This is a genomic window from Burkholderia sp. KCJ3K979 (assembly GCF_016759955.1).
Taxonomy (GTDB): domain Bacteria; phylum Pseudomonadota; class Gammaproteobacteria; order Burkholderiales; family Burkholderiaceae; genus Burkholderia; species Burkholderia orbicola.
In genome coordinates this window covers 1-4,244 of sequence record NZ_JACFYV010000346.1, presented here as the reverse complement: position 1 = coordinate 4,244, position 4,244 = coordinate 1, and the positions used below count along the sequence as shown (strand labels likewise).

Annotated in this window: 9 protein-coding genes and 1 pseudogene; 9 read left to right on the top strand and 1 reads right to left on the bottom strand. The window is 50.8% G+C overall.

From position 1 onward, the window contains the following. Positions 1–123: 123 nt before the first annotated feature. The 9 genes and pseudogenes from H3O04_RS36580 to H3O04_RS34235 form a co-directional block, all read left to right on the top strand. Positions 124–696, top strand: a pseudogene (locus tag H3O04_RS36580) (DUF4329 domain-containing protein); the annotation flags it as partial. Further along, positions 686–1,021: a hypothetical protein gene (locus H3O04_RS34270; protein WP_125380889.1), complete on the top strand. Its 336-nt coding sequence runs from the start codon at positions 686–688 to the stop codon at positions 1,019–1,021. The pseudogene H3O04_RS36580 and the gene H3O04_RS34270, both read left to right, overlap by 11 nt. Positions 1,022–1,231: 210 nt before the next feature. Further along, the gene (locus H3O04_RS34265; protein WP_193760005.1) at positions 1,232–1,447 is read left to right on the top strand and encodes an Imm50 family immunity protein; all 216 of its coding nucleotides are present in this window, start codon (positions 1,232–1,234) and stop codon (positions 1,445–1,447) included. 213 nt (positions 1,448–1,660) lie between these two features. Then, positions 1,661–1,990, top strand: coding sequence for a hypothetical protein (locus H3O04_RS34260; RefSeq protein ID WP_125380887.1), 330 nt, complete (start codon positions 1,661–1,663; stop codon positions 1,988–1,990). Between the two features lie 409 nt (positions 1,991–2,399). Beyond that, positions 2,400–2,570 (top strand): hypothetical protein, encoded by a 171-nt coding sequence (locus H3O04_RS36850; RefSeq protein WP_366919802.1) that lies wholly within the window; start codon positions 2,400–2,402, stop codon positions 2,568–2,570. 58 nt (positions 2,571–2,628) lie between these two features. Beyond that, entirely contained in the window at positions 2,629–2,985 is a 357-nt protein-coding gene (locus H3O04_RS34250) for an Imm10 family immunity protein (protein WP_202589403.1), read from the top strand. A gap of 146 nt (positions 2,986–3,131) precedes the next feature. Further along, positions 3,132–3,269 carry a hypothetical protein gene (locus H3O04_RS34245; protein WP_193760004.1) on the top strand — a complete coding sequence of 46 codons (138 nt, stop codon included), beginning with the start codon at positions 3,132–3,134 and terminating at the stop codon, positions 3,267–3,269. 47 nt (positions 3,270–3,316) lie between these two features. After that, positions 3,317–3,625, top strand: coding sequence for a hypothetical protein (locus H3O04_RS34240; RefSeq protein WP_125380883.1), 309 nt, complete (start codon positions 3,317–3,319; stop codon positions 3,623–3,625). A 15-nt stretch (positions 3,626–3,640) separates the two neighbouring features. Next, positions 3,641–3,982, top strand: a complete 342-nt coding sequence (locus tag H3O04_RS34235) for a hypothetical protein (protein WP_125380882.1) — start codon at positions 3,641–3,643, stop codon at positions 3,980–3,982. 14 nt (positions 3,983–3,996) lie between these two features. On the opposite strand, the gene H3O04_RS36425 is transcribed toward H3O04_RS34235, so the two are convergent. After that, positions 3,997–4,244 (bottom strand): hypothetical protein (locus H3O04_RS36425; RefSeq protein ID WP_237666532.1); only part of this gene is annotated, 248 nt, incomplete at its 5' end.

Here is a 4,244-nt window from a genome sequence, read left to right as displayed (position 1 = left end):
CGAGCATTACAACGAGAAGCATCCCCATAGCGCGTTGAAATACCGCTCGCCTCGCGAGTTCCGGCGCTCGATGGATTCAGCAACCTTAGTGTGATGCTGTGTCCGGTATTACAGGGTCAACTCCACCGGCATCGGCATTACGATCCGGATAGCGGACGGTTCATAAGCAACGATCCGATTGGCCTTACGGGTGGCATCAATCTATTCCAGTACGCAAATAACCCTATTCATTGGACTGATCCGCTCGGACTAGCTCGAACGCCTCATAGCGGGGGATGTGCCGATGCTGCTGCACGCAGCGCGCTTGAATCAGTCATGGGTAAGTCGATCCGTACCAACAAAGAATTCGGCGGATTAGTCTATGAAAAAGGCGGTCAGTACTTCGCGACGATCCCTGTACCTGGCACGGGCAGAACTTTCATCCCTGCGTTGGCGCTGCCACAAATACCGAAGGGTGCAACCATCGTAGGCGACTATCATACGCATGGAGATTATTCGGTGCTGGGGGCGAATGGAGAAATTGTCAGGACATCAGATCCAAGCAGAGATAGTTTCAATAGCGATGATTTCTCAAGGAGAGACAAGGAGATTACTGCTCTTGCCACACTTAAGAACAAGTGTCATCGTTCATATTTAGGTACGCCAAGCGGCAAGATCAAGGTTTATACAGTCATGGGAGGCGCGCGTGAGCTATAGCCAAGAGGATGTTATGGAGTTGGTGACTAAATATCCAAGTGACTACTCGTTCAAAGGTAATTGCTTCAAGATATTTGGTCTGGCCTTGGATGAATTTAAGAAATTATCAAAAGGTCAATGGTCTTTAAATTTTTACAAAGTTTCTATCGACTTTGGAAAAAATGAGAGTTTGGTTGCTGTCTCATTTGTTCCTCTTCCGGCATATGAGGTTAATGGTGTGCCCTTTGAGATTGCGGATCAGGGGGTATATAAGAATGGGCGTGGAGTAACATATGTGTACGAGATTGAAAAAGAAGAGCTTTTGAAAACGGTCTATATGCGTTAACAGAAAAAGGGTTGCTTTGCAGCCCTTTGTTAATTTGGCGACGGCAATCTGGCACTGTGGAAAAAAACCATCGACTCTGTAACGAGCAGTGATCGAACATATTAAAAATTTCGATCGAATGGGTGGAGGTAAAAATGCCTAACAATATAGGTAAAATTCAAACCTCCAACGGAGTCAGACGAAGGCACATTATCTATTTGGAGGGTGAAGGTGAGCGTCGTAAATCTCACGGATCTTGCCGGTGCAGAGTTGTTGCGCCGAGTTTTTAGTTATAGCCCGACGACCGAGGAAATTGATTTATTTGATATTTCTCCGAAGAGAGATGGGAGGGTGCTCGTTGCAAATTTTGATTTAACGGGGCAAATTCCTGATCGGCCGCCTGAGAAGTGGAAGAATTTCAATAAATGTCGAGTGGGAATTTATTGAGCATCAATCGATGGGCTGAGCTTGTCTGGATGGGGGGTGAGAAATATATCAAGTCTCGGTATCGGTAAGCTTTCTGATGGATATGAAGTAAAAATTTCCGGTTAATCGGTGGATGTTGGTTTTCGTTGTCAGTTTGTCTCACTGGTTGGGCCAACTGTATATCTCGACGAAGAGTAGCTTTACTCCGGGAGAAAATTTTCCGGGAGGGTAAAAGTGAAAGGTAGCGAAATTCTTGTCGCGGATGGTCAGATCGAAGCATTCTCTTGCCAGGGGAACAGCCTGGCCGTCTCAGTTAAAACTAACCACGGAGCCTTTGATGTGATCTTCCATAGGGTCCTTGGGATGAAGGCATTTTCGCCGGAGGAGCAGGATTTGTCTCATTTGTCGGAAAGCTCCGCGAGTTCATTTCTCTCGGAAGTATGTATCGCGGTGGAGGAGCCGGTTGGTGGGTTCAGGGAGTTCAGCTTTATTTCGGCCTGGACCGACGAACCATTATTAACGGTCATTGCCGACGACGTTCAGGTTCACAAAATGATGCTGTAGTAAGGGATTGTCTATGCTGCAGCCGTCCTCTGCCGCCGCCGTGCGGAGTGAATTATAGCGAGAATGCGGGCGGAGGCGAAATTCAGCATCCGATAGTCCAAGGTATTTACGGCGCTGTTCCTGAACATCCGCGTTCTCCACTTGCTCATGGTTATTGTGGGGAACTCGATGCGCTTAGTTAAATTGCCGCGGGCAATAATGTCAAGCCAGTTTGGTGCGTTGAAAGATATTGCTCAAGATGCAACATCAACAACTATTCGAAATGATGGGGATCATTTGAAATTCTGCCCCTCTTGTGCTCAAGTGATGCGGAAATTGAGAGTGTGTGACAGAGTGAAGAAATGATTGATCATCGGGAAATAAACGAGATCGAGTCACTTGAGGCGAATGGGCTAGAAAAGAATGTTTCATTCGAAAAATCAGGAATCGTTACGCAAAATTAGAGCCTGGAGATCACATGACCATCGACGGCCAGTATCCACCATGTACATCCTGCAAAGGCAAGATGAAAGCACGTGCTACACAGTCAGGTGCAACGATCCAATATAACTGGCAAGAGGACGGGCAGCAAAAGACGTAGATGGCCAATCCTTCCAAGGGGTGTAAATAGAATGAAATTTGAGTTTGTCGCAAATGACGTGAACTATACGTTCGAGGATGGAATTCATGTCCTTGGGCTAGTTGATAGCGCAAATGAGCCACAGGACTACGTCATCCTGCAGCGGGGGACCGAGTTCGATGAGCAAGATCGGAAGTTGGGTCAGGACACCTATTACGTGGAAGTCTGCGCTGATGGGGTTGCTGGATATGGAGGGGTCAAGTCCGTGTCACTCCATGCGGACACGTTGAAGATCGAACTCGAAGATGGTGCCAAGTGGAGGGAAGATCTGTCGTCGATACAGATCGATGTACAAGCAGCTAAGGACCGCGCGGGTTTGAAGGCATGGCTGTCGGCCATATTCTCCGATACGAGCACCGCAGTCGCGCTTGACTAGACGAGCTAGCGAGGTCGCGTGGCCGGCACGCGATCGCGGCTAGGGGCCGAATTGAACGAAGGCATTAGAGAAGCGGCGAAAGGTGCCGCGGCGGCTGGGCGATGCGGCGGTGTTGTTGTCGCAGCGATCAGATTGGTACGCCGCAGTTGCTGACGGGTGACGCCGGCGACGTCGCGTGGGAGGCGTCGTACAAGGTTCGGGGTGAAGCGTGGGACGTGATTGCGTGGATGTCGAAGCCAACCGCGACCGTGCCGAAGAATCCGTTGCAGTTTCATGCGCAATAAGTCGACGAGGAGAAATTGCAAATGGGGAAGCGTCAATAGGATGAGGTATGGGCAGGATACTGGGTCAATCGCATGGCGCGACCGATGTGATACACATTTCAAGCGATATCGCGGCCGACATGAAAACGGATGCGGGGCGCCTGGAAATGCTCCGTTATGACATCGACTGGCTGGGAGACGGACTCCCCGACATTTCGTACTTCGTCTCGACGGAGGTCGCGAAACAGTTCAGTCTGCCGGAGCCTGGCGATGCGCCGTTTGGACCGGATTTCGAGGAGCAGCATGCGGCTGTCTTCGACAAGCTTGTCCCTGTTTGCGTCAAGTGTTTTGGCGAGTATCAGAGCAGAATGGCCTGACCGGTTTGGGAGCCGATGACGATCCACTACGCGTCCCTCGACGCCGCGTTTCAGGTCCACCCGATCAAGATCGCGGATTGGGGATATATCCTTTGTCGAGAAACGGATCTGACCGCATCGGGTGTCATGTTTTTCGACGATATCGAAGACCCCGAAACCTGTAGGCGTGCTGCATTTTCCGGGAAGCTGGGCAGTTTGATCGTGTTGACCATTCACGGTGCTGCGATGCCAGGTAGTGTCCTGCTTGCGTCCGACCGGCGGATCGGTTCCGCGCCGCGTGGGCGTGGTACGGTGCCTGACGAGTTCGCGCACTGGATCGATGCGTTTGATATTGTTTATTTCGGACAACCGATATAGCCGGCAGAGACTCGTCAAACGGTCGACCCAACCGCGCTTTCGATCGACCTGCAGTGCGCCCCCCTGCGTGCAACGGAAGCCTGCCGATCGCGCTCGCTTGAAATTGGCATAATCACGGCCTGCCGTGAGGTGCTCGTGACCTGCTCCCCGCGTTTAGTACGGTGACGGTGTAGAGTCCGTTCCAGAGAGGAACGGCAATGAAAAAGCGATTCACCGAAGAACAGATCATCGGCATCTTGAAGGAAGCCGAGGCTGGCTTGAA